This window comes from Bradyrhizobium sp. 190, assembly GCF_023073415.1.
In the GTDB taxonomy this organism is placed as follows: Bacteria; Pseudomonadota; Alphaproteobacteria; order Rhizobiales; family Xanthobacteraceae; genus Bradyrhizobium.
Genome location: NZ_JADPJL010000077.1, coordinates 1 through 17,331 on the forward strand (window position 1 = coordinate 1; position 17,331 = coordinate 17,331).

The 17,331-nt window shown below is 60.8% G+C and carries 18 protein-coding genes, 1 tRNA gene and 2 pseudogenes; 10 read left to right on the forward strand and 11 right to left on the reverse strand.

The annotated features are described in order from the left end of the window. Positions 1-200: 200 nt before the first annotated feature. Positions 201-374, reverse strand: a complete 174-nt coding sequence (locus tag IVB22_RS37790) for a hypothetical protein (protein ID WP_247522379.1) — start codon at positions 372-374, stop codon at positions 201-203. A 625-nt stretch (positions 375-999) separates the two neighbouring features. On the opposite strand from IVB22_RS37790, the gene IVB22_RS37795 reads away from it, so the two are divergent. After that, entirely contained in the window at positions 1,000-1,344 is a 345-nt protein-coding gene (locus IVB22_RS37795) for a response regulator (RefSeq protein WP_247522226.1), read from the forward strand. On the opposite strand, the gene IVB22_RS37800 is transcribed toward IVB22_RS37795, so the two are convergent. Next, entirely contained in the window at positions 1,321-1,530 is a 210-nt protein-coding gene (locus IVB22_RS37800; RefSeq protein WP_247522227.1) for a hypothetical protein, read from the reverse strand. The two genes, IVB22_RS37795 and IVB22_RS37800, sit on opposite strands and share 24 nt — an antisense overlap. 275 nt (positions 1,531-1,805) lie before the next feature. Between IVB22_RS37800 and IVB22_RS37805 the strand changes: the two genes are divergently transcribed. After that, positions 1,806-2,003 carry a hypothetical protein gene (locus tag IVB22_RS37805; RefSeq protein ID WP_247522228.1) on the forward strand — a complete coding sequence of 66 codons (198 nt, stop codon included), beginning with the start codon at positions 1,806-1,808 and terminating at the stop codon, positions 2,001-2,003. Between the two features lie 10 nt (positions 2,004-2,013). Further along, a complete protein-coding gene (locus IVB22_RS37810) occupies positions 2,014-2,190 on the forward strand; it encodes a hypothetical protein (RefSeq protein WP_247522229.1) in 177 nt (58 codons plus the stop codon). 29 nt (positions 2,191-2,219) lie between these two features. On the opposite strand, the gene IVB22_RS37815 is transcribed toward IVB22_RS37810, so the two are convergent. After that, on the reverse strand, positions 2,220-2,714 hold the full coding sequence (locus IVB22_RS37815) for a DUF4142 domain-containing protein (protein ID WP_247522230.1): 495 nt from the start codon (positions 2,712-2,714) through the stop codon (positions 2,220-2,222). A gap of 237 nt (positions 2,715-2,951) precedes the next feature. Between IVB22_RS37815 and IVB22_RS37820 the strand changes: the two genes are divergently transcribed. The 5 genes and pseudogenes from IVB22_RS37820 to IVB22_RS37840 all read left to right on the forward strand — a co-directional run bounded on the left by IVB22_RS37820 (position 2,952) and on the right by IVB22_RS37840 (position 7,598). After that, complete coding sequence (locus IVB22_RS37820) at positions 2,952-3,269, forward strand: hypothetical protein (RefSeq protein WP_247522231.1); 318 nt, start codon at positions 2,952-2,954, stop codon at positions 3,267-3,269. 72 nt (positions 3,270-3,341) lie between these two features. After that, positions 3,342-4,623 (forward strand): annotated as a pseudogene (locus tag IVB22_RS37825) (Ti-type conjugative transfer relaxase TraA); the annotation flags it as partial. 128 nt (positions 4,624-4,751) lie between these two features. Beyond that, positions 4,752-4,967, forward strand: coding sequence for an AlpA family transcriptional regulator (locus IVB22_RS37830; RefSeq protein ID WP_247522370.1), 216 nt, complete (start codon positions 4,752-4,754; stop codon positions 4,965-4,967). A 788-nt stretch (positions 4,968-5,755) separates the two neighbouring features. Further along, positions 5,756-6,010: a hypothetical protein gene (locus IVB22_RS37835; protein WP_247522232.1), complete on the forward strand. Its 255-nt coding sequence runs from the start codon at positions 5,756-5,758 to the stop codon at positions 6,008-6,010. Between the two features lie 61 nt (positions 6,011-6,071). Continuing rightward, complete coding sequence (locus tag IVB22_RS37840) at positions 6,072-7,598, forward strand: hypothetical protein (RefSeq protein WP_247522233.1); 1,527 nt, start codon at positions 6,072-6,074, stop codon at positions 7,596-7,598. Between the two features lie 308 nt (positions 7,599-7,906). Here the strand turns inward: IVB22_RS37840 and IVB22_RS37845 are convergent. The 5 genes from IVB22_RS37845 to IVB22_RS37865 all read right to left on the reverse strand — a co-directional run bounded on the left by IVB22_RS37845 (position 7,907) and on the right by IVB22_RS37865 (position 11,896). Next, positions 7,907-7,982: transfer RNA gene (locus tag IVB22_RS37845), tRNA-Lys, on the reverse strand. A gap of 175 nt (positions 7,983-8,157) precedes the next feature. Next, on the reverse strand, positions 8,158-8,739 hold the full coding sequence (locus IVB22_RS37850; RefSeq protein ID WP_247522234.1) for a Spy/CpxP family protein refolding chaperone: 582 nt from the start codon (positions 8,737-8,739) through the stop codon (positions 8,158-8,160). Between the two features lie 130 nt (positions 8,740-8,869). Then, entirely contained in the window at positions 8,870-10,195 is a 1,326-nt protein-coding gene (locus IVB22_RS37855) for a TRAP transporter large permease (RefSeq protein WP_247522235.1), read from the reverse strand. After that, a complete protein-coding gene (locus tag IVB22_RS37860) occupies positions 10,192-10,767 on the reverse strand; it encodes a TRAP transporter small permease (RefSeq protein ID WP_247522371.1) in 576 nt (191 codons plus the stop codon). Before IVB22_RS37860 ends, IVB22_RS37855 begins: the two co-directional genes overlap by 4 nt. Before the next feature lie 127 nt (positions 10,768-10,894). Next, positions 10,895-11,896: a TRAP transporter substrate-binding protein gene (locus tag IVB22_RS37865; protein ID WP_247522236.1), complete on the reverse strand. Its 1,002-nt coding sequence runs from the start codon at positions 11,894-11,896 to the stop codon at positions 10,895-10,897. A gap of 431 nt (positions 11,897-12,327) precedes the next feature. Between IVB22_RS37865 and IVB22_RS37870 the strand changes: the two are divergent. Then, positions 12,328-13,894, forward strand: a pseudogene (locus IVB22_RS37870) (winged helix-turn-helix domain-containing tetratricopeptide repeat protein). Positions 13,895-14,145: 251 nt separating this feature from the next. Here the strand turns inward: IVB22_RS37870 and IVB22_RS37875 are convergent. Continuing rightward, positions 14,146-14,310 (reverse strand): hypothetical protein, encoded by a 165-nt coding sequence (locus IVB22_RS37875; RefSeq protein WP_247522237.1) that lies wholly within the window; start codon positions 14,308-14,310, stop codon positions 14,146-14,148. Between the two features lie 280 nt (positions 14,311-14,590). Between IVB22_RS37875 and IVB22_RS37880 the strand changes: the two genes are divergently transcribed. Beyond that, entirely contained in the window at positions 14,591-14,785 is a 195-nt protein-coding gene (locus IVB22_RS37880; protein WP_247522238.1) for a hypothetical protein, read from the forward strand. Here the strand turns inward: IVB22_RS37880 and IVB22_RS37885 are convergent. Beyond that, a complete protein-coding gene (locus IVB22_RS37885; protein WP_308200500.1) occupies positions 14,755-15,270 on the reverse strand; it encodes a GFA family protein in 516 nt (171 codons plus the stop codon). The two genes, IVB22_RS37880 and IVB22_RS37885, sit on opposite strands and share 31 nt — an antisense overlap. A 143-nt stretch (positions 15,271-15,413) precedes the next feature. Next, complete coding sequence (locus IVB22_RS37890) at positions 15,414-16,973, reverse strand: 2-isopropylmalate synthase (protein WP_247522239.1); 1,560 nt, start codon at positions 16,971-16,973, stop codon at positions 15,414-15,416. Between the last annotated feature and the right edge of the window lie 358 nt (positions 16,974-17,331).

A 17,331-nucleotide genomic window follows, 5' to 3' on the forward strand; every position in this document is an offset into this window, starting at 1 on the left:
TTCCTGGGCTTCAGATGCGTCCGCTATCGCTTCGTGCCCCGCCCTTCGAGCGCCCAATGGCCTGAAGGCGCCGGTGACTGTTGACGAGATCCTCGACGCACTTTGCGAATTCGACGGCAAGCCCCGGAATCCGCCGGGAGGCAAACCCGTTCGGTTGCGGTCCACCGAGCGTGCGCGTGCGGCTAGAGCGGAATTGTTGCCTAATGCCAAATCCCACCGTGAGGCGCATGAACACCACGGATCAGGACACGGTATTGCAAGGTATGGAAGATGCCAGGCGCATCTTCGGAGAATATATCGCGCCAGGCCCACATGATGCCACGCGTACAGTGCACCGGCTCATCGCCGTACTCGATAAAGATGAGGTTGTCCACGCTCTCGATCGAATGAACCGGAGACGAAGCCTTCGCCTTGTGGAATAGAGGCGCGCGCTCGGGGTGAGGAAGGCCCGACACGACACTTCCGAAGCGCCGGAGGCCGCCATTGCAGGTCGTACCCCGGCGCCACGGGTTGGCTTTTCGCCGGACCGGACCATCTCCGTGGGTGGTCCCCGAGCCTCTTGACAGGTTGCCGCCCGTGCCTAATTTTTTCGCCGGGCCGGCACCTTCCCCATGACATTCAGTATTCCGAAGGCTCCCGAAAAGCAGCCAACAGCTCACGTGGCCGTCTCGGCTTCGCCAGGAACGGACCTGTAACCGGTCGCGTTCATGCAGGGCGTCACGCCCTGGCTTAGCGCATTGGAGTGGCGGCCCCCCAGTGTTCTGCTCCCAGGACTGGGGCCGTTTTCACAAGAAGCGCGAAATCCTCAAGAGCTACTCAAGCATTCCTAGGAACGAATCCAAGCCTCACGGCGTATGAATCGCGTGGCGCCTTAATAGACGCCATTGCGGCTCCAGCTCTTTGCGGCGTCGGGAGCGCCGACAAGGAAGGCAAGGCGCCTACGAACGCTGAAGCAACCATTGCGAACACCGGGACTTGGTTTCTTTTCCGGAGGCAATGATGTCGAACTTCGTGGCCCTCATTGTGGAGGACGATCCGTTCCAGCGGGAGCGCCTGGCTGACCTTCTGAAAAGCGAGGGGCTTGAGGTGGTGGAGTGTGCCAATGGAGAGGTCGCGGAACTTGTACTAGCTACAACAGGCACTGAACTCCGGGCGCTGGTGACCGACATACAGCTTGGTGGAAGGATGTCCGGCGTCGAACTTGCGCGGTATGCCAAGCGCAAATTCCCGGACCTCAACGTCGTGATGGTCTCCGGACACAGCGCGCCCTCCGTCCCGCACGACACCAACTTTTTAATGAAGCCTTATGAGCCACGGCAGCTATTGGACGCGGTGCTGAGGTGAGCGTCGTCGGGGCTTTGTAACGTGGCCAAGTAAATATTTGAGGCCTTCGACGGCCAAGTTGTGCTCGTCTCCGACCTTTTCTTCCAAGAAATTGGAGACCTTCTGCCGGGCTTCGGCCTCCTGCTCCGGTGTGAGATTGACCATCATGCCATAGGTTTGCATCACACGATCGATGGCAGCTTGCATAGAGGTTCGCCTCCGTTGTTCCGGATCATGGAACTCCCGATTGTCAAAGGGAGTTCCGAGGCCCAGTTCCTTTACGACGAACGTCGAACGAACCCATAGAGAACGTCTTAACTGCGGCCGGTTTCTTCTCCGGGCTCGGCCGCCGTCCGGAAGAACTTGGGCCGGCCGAAACCGAAAAGTTCCCTGTAGGGAACGAAATAAACCTATGGCCCCCGCACTTGGCGGGGCGCAAAATATTCCCCGTCACCGTACGATCCTTTGGATGGAGCAGCGCCATGCAGCGACGCCGTTTCAAACACGTGATGTCCTTTCCCGATGACCTCGCCCAAGAGGCCCAACACTTACGCGCGGAAGCTGAGAAACTCCCGCCCGGCACGGAGCGGCATGACCTCGAACGTAAGGCCCGGCAGGCGGAGACCGCCGGACATATCGACGAATGGCTGGAGTCGCCCGGTTTGCGACCCCCGGAATGACGAGTGCAAGGTGCGTAGCGTCGCGGAATATTTTGAGAAGGCGGCCGAATTCGAAGCACTGGCTGCGGAAGCGTCGAACGAAACGCTGAAGAAGAGGTACAATGATATCGCCGCCTGTTACCGGCTGTTGGCAAAGGACCGAGAATGGCTAATCGGCACCGGCGCAATTGAAGGCGAGCACGCTTGACTCCTGGCCAAGGAAATCTTGGCCGGGAATTACTTGCCGGGTTTCAACGATTTTGCGGTCTCCAAATGTTTCTGCAACGTATCGATCTGGCCTGAAGCATATTCTCCGGCAGCATCCTTGATCTTGGACGCCTTCTTGTACTCGGCGATATCTTTTTGATGGTCTGCGACCATGTGCGTTGCAAACATTTTGTCAAAGCCTACGCCGGACATTTTCGACATCTTATCGAAGTCGGCTTTTTGCTTCGCATTAGGTCCGGTTGGTGGGTTCATCCCCAAGTCCTTGGCAGCATCCAAAGCCTTCTGGTTGGCGGCGGCGTGGTCTGTGGAAAGCATTTTGCCATACGACTTGACGCCATCGCTCTGGCCATTCTTCTGCGCAAGGTCTCCCATGATGACTTCAGCGAAATTGCCCTCGATGGCCTTCTTGAGGAATGCTTCACTGGGCTTGTCTTTCGCAGATGCGCTGGCAATCGAGATTGCCATCAGGGTTGCTGTCCCGAGCCACAAAATTATTCTATTCACGGCGTTCTCCTATTGGACGGTCTATCCTTAAACACGCCACCAGTCGGAGCGGTTCCAATGGACACATGCGCCTGCGTAGTCTTCCGTTTAACGAGCGCCCGCCCGCAGCCGCGCAGACCTAGGGTTCGCCCAGCACGATCGGAAAGCGTCGCGTTCTAACCCCCTTTTCGAAGGGGAAAGTTAGGAACCTCCCCCCTCGCGGTGGTTTGTCAGCCACCTCAGCCGATGGAGCCTGCCATGACGGTAAGACCGATTCTCTTCACAAGCTTCGCAGCTTTACTAATTAGCACAGGGATTTCGCTGGCGGGGCCGTGCAACACGACTGCAGACAAAGACGCGGGGTCGGGCCCGACGCCCGGCAACACGGCTCAAGCAACCACGGGCACCGCCAGCCCCAACGCGCGCAGTGGCGAACACCCGCCCACGGCGACGATGAATCAGGCGGCCGGCAATACGGCAGCATCGAGTCAAGATGCGCAGCGCCAGATGCAGGGCCAGCCCACCGCTGCCCAAGAAGCCCAGGGTGCCAAGGCAAAGTCAGGCAACGATTGCTGAAATTCTCACAGAGAAAGGGTCCCAGCGGCGGCCGAGACCCTTTCAAGGGGTTGTGTCGCACCGGGGGAAGCGCGACATCATCTCATCCTCACCCACACCAACGACGAGGTGCGCGCGCTGAACGAGGCGGCGCGCGAACGAATGCGGAGTGGCGGCAATCTGGGCGATGAGGTGCACCTGACGGTCGAGCGCGGCGAGCGCCACTTCGCCTCCGGAGACCGCGTCATGTTCCTGCAAAATGAACGCAGCCTTGGCGTGAAGAACGGCACGCTGGGAATCATCGAACAGGTCAGCGCGCAATCCATGACCGTGGAGATCGACGACGGCCGATCCGTTCGCTTCGACCTCAAGGATTATAATCGGATCGACCATGGTTATGCCGCAACCATCCACAAGGCCCAGGGCATGACGGTAGACCGCACCCATGTGCTGGCGACGCCGGGCATGGACGCCTATGGCACCTATGTCGCCCTGTCGCGGCACCGCGACGGCGTGGGACCTGCATTATGGCGGCGACGATTTTGCCAGTCAGGACCGACTTGTCCGCACCCTGTCGCGCGACCGGGCCAAGGACATGGCATCGGACTACGAACGCGGCGATCCGGCACAGAGCTTTGCCGAGCGGCGTGGGATCACCTTCCGCGAGCGTGTGGCCGGGATTGTGCGCAAGGTGGTGCCCCGAGAGGGTGCGCAACATGTTCGATGGCCTGCGCCCGTCTGCCGAAGCTGTGCCTGGCACAGGCGGCGCGCGGAGGCCGCAACGGAAAGCGCCGGCAAGGAAGGCGGTGGAAGACCCGGAAGCGGCGATGCGTAAGGCCCGCACCAAGGCTCTCATCCGTCACGCCCGAGCCGTGAATGCGATCTTCGATATGCAGGACCAGAGCGGCAAGGCCAGCCCGGAGCAGGTGAAGGAATTGCAGCAGGCCCGCAAGCTCTTCGAGGAGGTGCGGCCCTATGGCTCGCACGACGCCGAAGCGGCCTACAAGACAAACCCGGAACTCGCCCTTGAGGCCGCTTCGGGCAACTCCGCCCGCGCCGTCCGCGCGCTCCAGCTCGAAACCGAACTGCGCACCGATCCGAACCGCCGCGCCGACCGTTTCGTGGAACGCTGGCAGAAGCTCGACCACACCAGCCAGCGTCAGTATCAGGCGGGCGACATCGCCGGCTACAAGGCGGCGCGCTCGGCGATGGGCGACATGGCAAAAGCCTCGAACGCGATCCGCAACTGGAATCTATCCTCGCCGACCGCAAGAAAGACCTCGGCATAGCGTTCGAATCGGGCCGCCGGCTCGGCCAGGAATTGGCCTTCACTCACGGCATCGCCATCGTCAGAGGCCGGGGAATCGGAATTTGATCCATCCAGCTGCCGCCGTCTCTACGCCACACCACGACGAGTGGAACACCCCTCTTGCCCACCTGCAACTGCTTGTCCTGTCTGGTCTCAGCAGCCGTCAGAAACAGCCAGCAGGAGACAGCGCGGCCATGCGCGAACCAGAGCGTATCATCCGCTTGAGGACCGTTCTTTCCCGGACCGGGCTGTCCCGGTCCACCATCTACCGCAAGATCGCCGAGGGCACATTCCCGTCGCAGATTAAGATCAGCGTCAACGGGAGCGGCTGGCATGAATCCGACATCAACCGCTGGATTGCCGATCCCGTCGCATGGCGCCCGAAGCACGAGCTCGATGCGGCCAGATGACGTCAGCGGTCGGCTTGCTGCCGGCGACAGTGAACCGGACCGGCGTCAGGCCGTAAAGGCTGACGCTATCGCGCCCCCGCTTCGCGGCTTCGGCCTTGACGGCCTGACGCCGTCCCGGTTTGAGCTCTCCAAGCAGACAAAGGCGGATTGGGAGCGGTCGCGCTTCCAATCCAGAACGGAGAGGCAGCGGGCGGAGCTCGACGGTAAAAAATTTCCCCAGACTAAACCCCAGACTAAACGCAAATTTTAGTCTGGGCGCATTTTAGGCCGTTCTGAAAACCGACGACATGTGAAGAAGATAGATGGCGCGCCCGAAGAGATTCGAACTCCTGACCCCCAGATTCGTAGTTTAAAGGTCCGAAAGGTGAAACCGAACAGCATCGGTCGCGCCTTGCACTCTAACTCCAGATTCGATTTGCTACGCACCGCACCAGTTTCGCGCCAGAAACCACCGCAACGAAGCGCGACGAACGCACCAAAAATTCAAGAAAATCAACGGTAGCAATCTTTATCCTACCGCTCATAACGGTCTGGTTGCAGGTTCGCATAAAGCGGGCGCGCGAATGCGCGACGCGACAGCGCCGCTTGCATCCTATTTGCGCTCCAAATTAGCCGAATTCCCTACGGTCTGGTGCGTGCACTTTTCACCTTCGTTCTTGTCTGCTCCCATCTTCCATCGACTTTGGTCAAAGGAGGGAAGCGTGACGCGGAGTTGCGGAGTTATGCATTTGGGCCTGCCGAATAGTCCACAGAGGCTGGTGCCGCCCTATTCTTCGATCGAGATTGCGATGGCGATAGGCGTCTCACTCGATACTTTCTATCGCACGCGCCAAATCCGGCACGAGCGCGACGGCCTGCCAGCGCCGATCAGCGAACGCGGGCCGCTCAAATGGGAACGTACTAGCTTCGACGCCTGGCTGACTCGGAATCATCCCATGCGCCCGAAGACGATCGCTAATGACACATTCGCGCCACCGCCGGCAGAAAGCGATGAAGAACATCGCGAGCGGCTGCGAACGGCCTATGGGCATCTTGGCGCTTGACATTCAAGATCGTGCTAGATTCCAATAGGTGCCTTCACTTTCTTCGGCACCGAGGCTTTCTATGGCCGATCCGAAATTTCCCTATGTGAAGTGGCGTGACGGTCGTCCGCGCTCATCACATGGCGCTTACGCCAGGGCGCTCGGCTTTGTCGACGCTGACCTGCGCCATCCTCCCCACGATGAAAAGGGCCGCCCGGTCGGCGCGTGGTTCAACCTTAAAGAGGCCTCCGATTTTTCCGACAAACGAAGATCGGAAATCGAGGCGGCACGGCGCGCTGGCAAACTGCTCAAAAAGATTACTGTACGGAAGCGTACCACGATTGAGGATCTTCTGGACGACTGGAGCAAATCGGCTGAGTTCAAGGCATTGTCGGCCGCCTCGCAATCGTCCTATTGCAAGTGCATCTCCGCCGTCCTCTATCGGCCGCAAACGCGCGAGGCTGCTGCGAAGATGCGTGCCGATATCCGCGCAGCCAGAATGCTGAGCGTGGCCGAGCCCGCGCGCGAACTCGAGGCGATGGCGACCGCGACGCCATCATCGATCGGCAAGCCGGAACTCCGAGCGTTCTACAACTATGCTAAATCGGTACGCGGCCATCATATGGCGCTGGCGATGATCGCGACGCTGTCAGCGGCATTCACTTGGGGCCAGGAAAGCATCCTGTGGCGCCTCGGACCCAACCCGCGAGAGGGCATGGAGTTCGATCATCCGGACGGCCGCATCGTGCTGGTCGCGATGCAGGAATTTTCCGCGTGGGTCGCCGCAGCCGATGCGATCGAACGGGCCTCGATAGGCGACAGCTTCTATCTCGCGCTATTCACCGGGCAGCGCCAGACCGACCGTTTGATTATGCGCGACGAGAGCAACGTTGCGGGACGGCATGCGTTCCGGCAAAGCAAGACTGGTGAACTCGTCGACATCAAGGAGGCGCCACAACTTAGCGCACGACTAATCGCTTCGCGCGCGCGCATAAAAGCGCTTAAGCTGCGGCTTCAACTTGAGACGGTGCCGCTCGAACTCGTCGTCAACGAAGACAATGGCGAGCCTTATGACGAGAGCACCTATCGCCATTGGGTATCGACCGCGCGCGCCGTTGCCGTGTTCGGCTTTCTCGCGCGCGATACCGCGCGCCAGGCAATCGTCCGCGCTGAGCGATTGACCACCGAACTGATCAGAACTGTCGACGGGCTGTTCGCGTCTTTCCCGCTCAGTGAAGAGAACAAGGCGCAGCGCGCTCGCACAGTTGATCAGCGCGCGCGTATGCTGGCGGAATGGCAGGAGGCGCAGGCGGCGCGCGACAGCAATCGCGATGACGGAGCATGGCGCCTGAAGCCGTGCCCGTCGCTGATGTTCGTCAATGGCGCCGGCGAACTTGACCAAAAACGCGACCAGGACCTGCGCGATACCTGTGTCATGTTGCTCGATCGGGCCGGCTGCGACCTGTTGACGATCTGCGACATCACCGGGCACTCGTACCGAAGCGCGCAGACCATCGTGAAGCACTACCGCGCCCGCAATGCCGATCGCGCCGATGCCGGCATCGACCGGCTCGAATTGCAGGTACGCAAGGAAGGGATGAAGGGCTGATCGCCGACCGGCCGAATGTTCTTCGGCGGCCGCTTGCAGCCGTGCGAAGATGCTGCGGTGCTTGACGTAGCAATATTCGGGATCCTCGGTGATGACGAACGCCATCTCGTCGATCGCCCACGCACCTGGTCCAAGAGACGCGACGGCGCATCGCCCCGCTTCTTTCTTCACAGCTTCGACAAGAACGTTAAGAGAACTCCGTCAAATCGTCGTACGGCGTGCGACGTGCGATCACAAAAAGCGTCGCACGTTCCCGTTTTGGTCAGCGTGAGTTTTGGGAAAAGCGCTGATTTCTCATCGAGATGGCTTGGTGGGCGCACCAGGGCTCGAACCTGGGACCCGCTGATTAAGAGTCAGCTGCTCTACCAACTGAGCTATGCGCCCGGAACTTGGTCCGGAAAGCCCTCGCAAGAGGGCGTCGTTTAGCAAAGCGACCCCGGGATGTCCAGCAAGCCGGAGCGAGTTTTCCCGGGCTTTGGCTGACAGCCGGAATGGCGAAAAGCCGCTGGATTTCAGCGGCTTCTGCCGGTGTCCGGGCCGGGCCCGGAGATCGGGCGCGTCAGAGCCGCTCGGGGCCGCCCCGGTTCGGCCCGTCATCCCGGTCATTCCGGTTGCGGTCGTAGCCGCGATGGCGGTCAAAATCGCGGTCCCCGCCCATTCCATGGTCGTGGTGCCAGCCTCCCCGGCCGCCGAACCGACGGTCCATACGGGTCAGGACGGCAAGCCGGCGCTTCTGGCCGTCATCCAGCGTCTTGTAGAGCGGGTCGGCCGCATCGGCGATCTTCTTCATGGCGGCTGCCGTAGTCGCCATGTTGTCGGCGCGGTCGCGCAGGCGCGTCACCGGATCGTCCGGCTTCTGGCTGGAATCGTCCCGCGAGGAATTCATCCGCGCATTGGCGCGATCAATCCGCAGCTTGGCGAGCTCCCGTACCGCGGCCTCGACCGGCGGCCACAATTTTTCCTGGTCAGCCGTCAACTTGAGGCCGGCATGGACGGCCGCGATCCGCGCGTCGGCATAGGCCGCCCTGTCCTCCGGATTCATCCGCGAATGGCCGTAGCCCCAATGACGGTGCTGGGCATATACGGCGGTCGAACCGGCGATGGCAAGGACCGCAACGGCTGCGATGGCGAACTTCCTCATGCGAACCTCCTGTAAAAGGTTGCCTGAAGATGGGCCCGCGCCAATCGGTAATCAACTTAACGATCGGAAAGCGAGGCCTCCTTACCAAGATGTAATGTCGATCAATTCGATCCATCGCAATGCAGAAAAGCTAGAGCATCCCGAGCAATCGCGGCAGCCACAGCGACAATTCCGGGATGTAGGTGATCAGGCCGAGGAAGACCAGCAGCGTGGCCAGCCACGGCAGCACCGCAATCGACAATTCGGTGATGCCCATCTTGGCGATACCGGAGGCGACATAGAGATTTAGTCCGACCGGCGGATGGCACATGCCGATCTCCATGTTGACCACGATGATGATGCCGAAATGCACCGGATGGATTCCGAGCTTGACCGCGATCGGATAGAGGATCGGCGCCATGATCAGAACGATCGAGGACGGTTCCATCACGTTGCCGGCCAGCAGCAGCAGCAGGTTCACCACCAGCAGGAAGGTGATCCAGTTGATACCGCTGCCGGTGATCCAGTTGGACATCGCCTGCGGAATCTGCTCGCTCGTCATCAGGAACGAGAACAACACCGCGTTGGTGACGATGTAGAGGATCATCGCGCTCATGTTCGCGGAGACGAGCAGGACCTTTGGCACGTCCTTCCACTTCAGGTCCTTGTAGATGAACATCTCGATCAGGAAGGCGTAGACCGCGCTCATCGCGGCGGCTTCCGTCGGCGTGAACCAGCCGGCATAGATGCCGCCCAGCACCACGACGATGAGGGAAACTCCCCAGGCCGATTCCGTGAAGGCTTTGAAGGCCTCTCCCCACGATGCTTTCTCGACCCGTGGGATGTTGTTCTTCCACGCGCGATACCACGTGGTCGAGGACAGCATGATTGCCAGGATCACGCCCGGCACCATCCCGGCCATGAACAACTGCCCGACCGAGGCGGAGCCGACCTTCTCGCCGTTCGGGCCGAGGTAAACGGCGCCGCTGGTTGCGACCGAATAGATCACCATGATGATCGACGGCGGAATCAGATTGCCGAGCGCCCCGCCGGTGACGATCACGCCGGCGGCAAAGCGCCGGGGGTAGCCGACCGCCAACATGGCGGGCAGCATGATTGAGCCGATGGCAACCACCGTCGCGGGCGACGATCCCGATACGGCCGAAAACAGCGCCGCCGACATGGTGGCAGCAATGCCGAGGCCGCCGGGCCAATGGCCGATCATGGTCCGCGCGAACGCGATCATTCTTCGCGCGACACCGCCATGGGTGAGAAAATTTCCGGCGAGGATGAAGAACGGGATCGCCATGATCTCGAACTTCTCGATGCCGGTGAACAGTTTTAGCGCCACCGATTCGATCGGCACCGACGTGAAGAAGAACAGGAACGTCAGCACGGTGAGGCCGAGCGAAATCGAGATCGGCATGCCCGTCAGCATCAGCGCGACGAGCAGCCCGAAGATCATCGCGGCGGTCATCGGGCGATTCCCCCGGCGCCGACCCCGGGCGCGTCGACTTCGACGCCCTCAACCTGGGTTTCGTCGTGATGCGGCAGATGGCCGGTCTGCCAGAAATTCCAGGCAACCTGCAGGAAGCGGAAGCACATCAAATAGGAGCCGAGCGGGACACAGAGATAGATGATCCATATCGGCAGTTCGAGGTCGGGCGAGACCTGGTCGGTGTAGTAAAGTCCATGGACGAACTTTGCGCCCATCGTTCCCACCACCGCGGTAAACAGCGCGCCGCACAAGAGGCCGAACAGCACCGTGCCCTTGCGCACCGGCGGATTGAGCTTGTTCACCAGCACGTCGACGCCGACATGGATGCCGGTGCGCACGCCGTAGGCGGCGCCGAACTTCGCCATCCACACGAACATGTAGATGCAAACCTCCTGCGCCCAGGCCAGATTGATCGGAAACAGGATGTCGTAGAGGAAGGGAACGCCGACCAGATAGCGATGCATCACCGCGACGAAGATGATCAGAGTAGCGGCCGCGATCAGCACCGTGATCAGCACTTCCTCAAGCCGGTCGAGGATGCGAAGCAGTATCAATGTTCCCCCTTCAGGCCGGGCCTCGAACAGCCCTCACCTTCCCTATCCTGCACGGCTCGCGCCGCTCGCCCCAAAAATGCGAAGGGCTTCCGTGCCGTGACACGGAAGCCCGATCAACATCGACCTAGTTGGTCGCGCCCCTCGTCTCTTTCAGGAATTCGTCGATCAGCGGCTGGCCGACGCGCTTTGCGACATCCTGGTAAACCGACTCGAGCGCCTTGCGCATCGCCGCATCCTGCTCGGGCGTCAGTGTCACGATCTCGCTCTTGCCGGTCTTCTTAATCTCGGCGAGCGCGTCTTCATTTTCCTTGGCCGACTGGCTGTTGCCATATTCGGTGGCTTCCTTCATGGCCTTGTCGCAGGCGGCGCGAATGTCCGCCGGCAGGTCGTCCCAGAACTTCTTGTTCACGACCACCACGTAGCCGATATAGCCGTGGTTGGTGTTGATCATGTACTTCTGCACCTCATGCATTTTCTGCGTGTAGATGTTCGACCATGTGTTCTCCTGACCGTCCACCACGCCGGTCTGCAGCGACTGGTAGACTTCCGAGAACGCCATCACCTGCGGAATCACGCCGAGGGTGCGGAACTGGGCTTCCAGCACCTTGGAGGACTGGATGCGGAATTTCAGCCCCTTGTAGTCGGCGGGCGACAACAGCTTCTTGTTGGCGCTCATTTGCTTGAAGCCGTTATCCCAGTAAGCGAGGCCGATCATCCCCTTGGAGTCGAGCAGCTTCAGGAGCTTCGCGCCGAGCGGGCCGTCGGTGACTTTGCGCAGCGTCTTCAGGTCGGGGAGGATGTAGGGCAGATCGAACACCTCGAATTCCCTGACGCCGATCGGGCCGAATTTCGAGTTCGAGGGCGCGAGCATCTGCACGGCGCCGAGCTGCAGCGCCTCGAGTTCTTCCTTGTCCTTGTAGAGCTGCGAGTTCGGATAGACTTCGACCTTGACCTTGCCGCCGGTGTATTTTTCGGCGAGTTCCTTGAACTTGTCCGCCGCCAGTCCCTTCGGCGTGTTGGACGCCACCACGTGGCTGAACTTGATCACGATCGGCGATTGCGCCGCGGCGGGTCCGGCCAGAGTCAGTGCCGCGATCGATGCCGCGGCCAATATCAGCTTGCGCATGTATCCTCCCGTTTATTTCTTCCGAGCCTGCCAGCTCGGTTCCGAAGCTTGTATGCCAGTTGCACCAATACAGAGAAGCCAGCCGAATTGCCATTGCCCGTTAGGAGGAGCCCTTTTCGCAGCTTTGCTGCGCTGCAATATTCAGTCGCTACCCGCGTCGGCTTTTGGCCGTCGGTTCCGGCAATCGTGCCGGACCTGTAAGAGCCACGTCCAATAAAGCTTCGCTATGTCTGCTTTCCTCGTAACGAAAGGCTCCGCAGGTTTTTTTCCCGTGGCGTGCAGGATCTGCTCGTTGAGCTTCGGCGGGAGGTCCTCCCGAGTGCCTTTTTCCGTCATTGCGAGCCACCGGGTCGGGCGAATGCCCGCCCAGTGGCCTGCGGCCCCTGCGCTGCAGCCTGTGCTACATTCCCGGAAGCCATCGGGGGTTGAGCTTGCGCTATCTCTTCGAGGAGTTCGAACTGGACACGGACCGGCGTGAACTTTATCGCGGGGCGGACGTCCTGCCGGTCGCGCCTCAGGTATTTGACCTGCTTGAATATCTGGTCCGTCACAGGGAGCGGGTCGTCAGCAAGGACGACCTGATCAATGCAGTTTGGAAGGGACGTGTCGTCTCCGATGCCGCATTGACGACCCGTCTGAATGTCGCTCGAAACGCCATCGGTGATGGAGGTGATAAACAGCGCCTAATCAAAACGTTGCCGCGCAAAGGCTTTCGCTTCGTTGGTACAGTGCAGGAAGCGCAGAGGCTCGCTGTTGAGCCGGTTAGCTCGGCGCATAGCCGCGACACGAAGCCGACCCCAAATTCAGCGCCGCGCCTGTCCATTGTTGTGCTGCCGTTCGTCAACCTCAGCGGTGATCCCGAGCAAGACTACTTCGTCGATGGTGTGACCGAGACCCTGACCACGGACCTGTCGCGCATCAGTGGCGCGTTCATAATTGCGCGCAACACCGCATTCACGTTCAAGGGAAAGGCCGTAGACGTAGTGAAGCTGGGACGCGAGCTGAACGTCCCGCTATGTGCTTGAAGGCTCGGTGCAGCGGGGCAGCAATCGTCTCCGGGTGAATGTGCAGCTAGTCGACGCTGAAACGGGCAATCAGCTGTGGGCCGAGCGCTTCGAAAAGCCCGTCGGCGACCTTTTTGATATGCAGGACGAAATCGTATCGAGGCTCGCCAACGCTCTCGACACTCAACTCGTTGCCGCGGAAGCACGTCGCGCGGAGCGCTCACCCCACCCCGACGCGACTGACTTGTGTTTCCAAGGCGCCGCTTGGCTGAACATGGGTCGAGCACCTGACAACATGATGCAAGCGCGCGACTTCTATGAACGGGCCTTGGCACTCGAACCGGGAAATGTTGAGGCGTTGGTCGGCACAGCTCGGGCCAATTTTGCAATTGGCGCCAACTTGGTGTCCGACGATGGGGTAGAGCGTCTCGCCGCAGCCGAGGCGGCCCTCGCAAAGGCGCTGTCCTTGGCACCGAACCATCCCATGGCTCATGACGTCATGGGCCTCGTGAAAATTTTTACGAACCGCGCGGCTCAAGGCATCGCAGAGTTGACGCTGGATTGGAATTTGGCCCGCTCGCACGCGAGCATCGGGATTGCGAAGTTTTATCTCGGTCGGGGCGGGGAAACCGAAGCTCATATGGTGCAAGCGCCCCGTCTCTCTCCCCGCGATACACAGGCCTATATCTGGAGTATGTTTGTTGGCCTCGCCAAATTTTGGCAGGGCGCCGATGCCGAAGCGCTTGTTTGGCTACGCCGCAGCCTTGAGGCCAACCGAAATTATCCCGCTGCGCATTTCAATCTCGCGGCTGCGTTGGCGCTCGTCGGTGAGCTGGTTGAAGCACGGGCTACAGCGCAGGCGGGCCTTGCACTCAATCCGAGTTACACTATCCGCCGGTATCGCACTAACACCCCAAGCAACCATCCAGTGTACCTCGCCGGACGCGAACGCATCTATGAGGGTATGCGCATGGCCGGGGTACCGGAGAGCTGATGTCGGAGATGGCGTCCTTTCGGACCTCCGCGCCGTCCAGACCGATGTCCCCTTTTGCTGCGACAGCAGATACTAGCCGAAGGATGGCCTCCCTCCGCAATCGCTCGCCAGGGTCCTATGGAGGGCGCGACCCTGCGGGGGGACCGCGCGACCGCGCCGTATGAAGATATTTGCAATTCATCATATCGCCCTAAATTATGTACCATCTCGGACACGAAGGCGTGCCGTGAGCGCCTTGGGGTCGGGCCGCCTCACTGCGGCAAATCCTTGCAGAGCTTGATCGCGATCATGACCGTCGAGCCGACTGCTACGACCACCGGGCAGATAAACGGCAACTCTTCCAGCAAGCCGACGAGGGCTGCCCGAACGCGGAGAGTTCTCTTCACTTGCGCGAAGCGCCAGCCTGCCACACCCATCGGACATCTCCATTTGGCCCCCAGCAGCAGCGGTCTTATTTTCAACGCGAAGCGAGCCCCGACTATCGCCAATTCGGGTGTTCCCTAGATCAAGGTGAAGGAACCCTTGCCTTGCAAGGTGGCCAAGGCAGGCTCAGGAGGGAATGGCCGCGCGATGTGGCACGCGGCGACACGAAATCCGCGGCCTTCATGCATTGGAACGTCGGGGCCGCTGCAGGGTTAGATCAATCGCGCAGCGTCGCAGCTGCGCTTGGAGGGGCGTTGCATTTGGAGGCAGCGCATGAAAGTCATCATCGACGAAGCTGGCGAAATCATCGCCAAAGCAACGGATGACCATACTTTGATCGGCGGCCACCATCGCCTCTCACAGGCGGCCAGCCTCGGTAAAAGACTTTTCTGGCGAGATACCGGCGAACCTGTGAAGCTTGATCACTTCTTCAAGCATTATGGAAGCTCTCTTCGACATGCAGGCTGAGCCGCTCGCCGAGCGTATCGTTTTGGCAAGCCGCCGGAGCCGAAGCCGGTGAAGCCACCGCCTCGGTGGCTGCACCAGCTTCGCGCTGTAGCCATCAGCGCTGCGTAACGTCTTCGGGTATCGAGGCCCAAAGGTGACGGTGCGAAGTATGTCGAGACCTTGGGTGGCGGAAATGTCGGGTCGGCGAATAAGCCCACCGGAATTCCGATCCTGTCGGGCCAAAGCTCAGGGTGCCAATACGCTGTCGAGCCACACGCCGTGCAGAAGTAAAAGTCCACCGCGCGCCCAGCATCCGATGAACGGGAGTACTTCCTAGCTACCCCTTTAATCGACACTTGGCTCTTTTCGAAGTACGCATGAACGCTGTAGGTGCTTCCCGTTCGGCGCTGGCATTGCTGACAGTGACACATAAACACTGCCCACGGATCGGCCGAAACCGTCAATCTGATCTCACCGCACGCACATGCGGCAATCCGCTCTGCCATCGCGTCCGTCCCCTTGTCAGACGGTGCCGTAGGGTGGGCAAAGGCGCGCTTGCGCTGTGCCCACCGTCTCACACTCTGCTCGCGATGGTGGGCACGCTTCGCTTTGCCCACCCTACGAACTGCCGCTGCGAAAGCTGCGCCGTTCAGCCCGCCACCTGCGCCGGCCTGTCGCGCTGATGCTTCATGACGATCTTGTTGAGCGCGCCGAGATAGGCTTTTGCGGACGCCACCAGCGTATCCGGATCGGCCCCCTTCGACGTCATCGAGCGGCCTTCATGGGCGAGCCGTACCGACACTTCGGCTTGCGCGTCGGTGCCCTCGGTGACCGCGTGGACCTGATAGAGCTCCAGCTTGGCCTCGTGCGGCACCAGCGCCTTGATGCAGTTGAACACAGCATCCACCGGGCCGTTGCCTTCGGCTTCCTCGATCTTCATCTGGCCTTCGACGTCGAGCTTCATGGTGGCACGCTGCGGTCCATGGGTGCCGGCGATGACCGTCAGCGAGACCAGCTTGATGCGGTCATGCGAGGCCGCGATCTCCTGATCGACCAGCGCCTCGATGTCCTCGTCATAGATGTCCTTCTTGCGATCGGCCAGCGCCTTCATCCTCACGAAGGCGTCTTCCAGCTGGTTGGCGCCGAGCTTGTAACCCATCTCCTCCAGCTTGTGCACGAAGGCATGGCGGCCCGAATGCTTGCCGAGCACCAGCGACGACTTCTTCAGGCCGATCATTTCGGGCCGCATGATCTCGTAGGTCGATGCGTCCTTCAGCACGCCGTCCTGATGGATGCCGCTTTCATGGGCGAACGCGTTGCGGCCGACGATCGCCTTGTTGTACTGCACCGGGAACGAGGTCGCCGCCGAAACGAGTTTCGAGGCCCGCGTCAGCATGGTGGTGTCGATCTTGTTCCACCACGGAAACACGTCGTTGCGGACGTTGATCGCCATCACGACTTCTTCCAGCGCGGCATTGCCCGCTCGCTCGCCGATGCCGTTGACGGTGCATTCGATCTGCCGCGCGCCGCCGGCAATGCCGGCCAGCGAGTTCGCCACCGCCATGCCGAGGTCGTTATGGCAGTGCACGGAGAACACCGCCCTGTCGGAATTCGGCACCCGCTCGATCAGCGTGCGCATGAACCTGGTGTATTCCTCCGGCACGGTGTAGCCGACCGTGTCGGGGATGTTAACCGTGGTGGCGCCGGCCTTGATGACGGCCTCGACGATGCGGCAGAGAAAATCCATCTCGCTGCGGGTGCCGTCTTCGGCCGACCATTCGACGTCGTCGACCTGGTTGCGGGCGCGGGTGACGTTGGCGATCGAGAGCTCCACCACCTGCTCCGGCGTCATGTTCAATTTGACGCGCATATGCAGCGGCGAGGTCGCGATCACGGTGTGGACGCGGCCACGCTTGGCAAACTTCACCGCTTCGGCGCAGCGGTCGATGTCCTTGGGGTGGGCGCGCGACAGGCCGGCGATCACGGCGTTCTTGGAGCGGCGGGCGATCTCGCTGACCGCCTGGAAGTCGCCTTCGGAGGTGATCGGAAAACCGGCCTCGATGACGTCGACGCCCATGTCGTCGAGCATCTCGGCGATCTCGAGCTTTTCCTCGAACGTCATGGTCGCGCCCGGGCACTGCTCGCCGTCGCGCAGGGTGGTGTCGAATACGATGACGCGGTCCTTTTCGGACTTGTTGGCGGTGGTCATTTCTGAAGTTCCTTTTGGGTGGTAGCGCCGTTTTCTAGGCGCTGAAGGGTCTGGTGATCTCGCGCGAACCCCTGAGTGCCCAGGCGCAAACCGCCCAGACGGCCCTCAGGGGCCGATAAGAAGCAGAAGCCCGCCAAGAAGGAGGGTGGGCGCGGTCGCAGCCGGACGAGCGGGGGCAGCCTTGGCCGCTCCACCCCGAACTCCGTACTTTTTGCTGCGAATCAGCATTGCCAGACCCTTTGGACGACCAAATCCTCAGCCAAAACCATTGACGGTTCGTTGCCGGGACGGCGTTCCGCACCTGTTCTAGACGAATTTTGCGGCTGGCCGCAATGCCAAAAGATGGTCAGGACGGGTG